Below are 1,258 nucleotides of genomic sequence, written 5' to 3' on the forward strand. Positions count from 1 at the left end.
CGCCGTCGCGTCCCGGTCGTCGGGGAGCCGTTCGATACAGTCGAAACAGAGGAAGAACTCGGCGCCGTCGGCCAACTCCAGATCCATCCCCTGCGTGGGACCGTCGTTGCTGAACGACCAGAAGTCGCCGATGCCGCCGCCGATACGGACCCGCCGATCGCAGCCGTCACAGCGCTGGGTAGCCATCGGCGTCGCTTCGGGAGCGAGGCGGTTAGGCGCTCCGGCGGTGCGGTCGCCGGTGGCGCCGCTGTTCGAGCGGGCTGCCGGAGAAGGGAGGTCCGGATCAGTCGTCTTTGATCTCTTCGAACTGGTCGAGCAGCGCCTCCGCGGACTCGCCCGAGTCGTAGCTGACGGTCCCACTGAACTCCTCCTCGCTTTCGGCGAACTCGGTGTCGGCCTGGGAGGTCAGCTGTTCGCGACGTTCGTGCTCTCCCTCATCATAGGCACCGAATGACATGACAACTACTCCCTTTGTGGGAGGGTAGCATATACGTATCGGTTAGTTTCACCGGTGATCGCCGTGTCGTCCGGGGTCACGCCCCGCCTCGAAACGTGTAAACCCCCACATCACCGAGTGAAACCGTGGCAAAGCCGCTTCGGTTCCGATACGCCCCCGGGTCGTGGTCCGAGGCGCGCGTTCGCGACGAGCTGTTACAGGCGCTGCAGGCCAACATCGGGGCGGAGATGGGAGACCCGTGGTACAGCTCGCCGGACGGCGTCGAGGCCGTCCGGTTCGAGATGGACAACGGCGACGTGGCGCTGTTCTGCTGGGACGACGACGCCGGCTACTGGCTGGGCAACACCGAGACGCCGTCGGCGCTGTGGCGCACCGACAAGGTGGGGTGGGAGGAGGTCCCCTACCCGATCCGGCGGTGGGCCGAACGGGAGCTGCTCGCCCAGCTCACCGAGGAGTCGCCGTGGCTCGAGGACTACCCGCACCTCTCGTGGTTCTTCCTCCCGGTGTTCCTCTCGAAGGACGGTCGGGAGACCACCCGGGAGTTCTTCCGTGACCACGCCGCGGGCTTCCCCGACGCCGAGCGGGACGAGGCGCTGTCGTTCTACGAGGAGCTGCTCTCGACCGGCGCGCTCGACGAGTACCGCGAGACGATGGCCGGCAAGCTCGGCACCTCCGAGGTAATGGACCTCACCCGGATGTCGGCGACGATGGGCGAGTTCAACGCCGCCGCCATCCTGCTGGAGGCGGGCTACGACGTGACCCCCGAGGCGGCGGTGACGACCGGCCACTCCATCGACTACC

3 protein-coding genes are annotated in these 1,258 nt (G+C 67.1%); 1 reads left to right on the forward strand and 2 read right to left on the reverse strand.

Going from position 1 to position 1,258, the window contains the following annotated elements; genetic code table 11:
- On the reverse strand, positions 1–186 hold a 186-nt coding region (locus tag ACFR9S_RS08830; protein ID WP_379818443.1), incomplete at its 3' end, for a DUF7561 family protein.
- 97 nt (positions 187–283) lie between these two features.
- Positions 284–457, reverse strand: a complete 174-nt coding sequence (locus tag ACFR9S_RS08835) for a DUF5786 family protein (protein ID WP_379730542.1) — start codon at positions 455–457, stop codon at positions 284–286.
- Between the two features lie 125 nt (positions 458–582).
- Here ACFR9S_RS08835 and ACFR9S_RS08840 point away from each other — a divergent pair.
- Positions 583–1,258: DUF5784 family protein (locus ACFR9S_RS08840; RefSeq protein ID WP_379818449.1), on the forward strand; the 676-nt coding region annotated here is incomplete at its 3' end.

Origin of the sequence: Halolamina salina (assembly GCF_042678005.1) — an archaeon.
GTDB lineage: Archaea > Halobacteriota > Halobacteria > Halobacteriales > Haloferacaceae > Halolamina > Halolamina salina.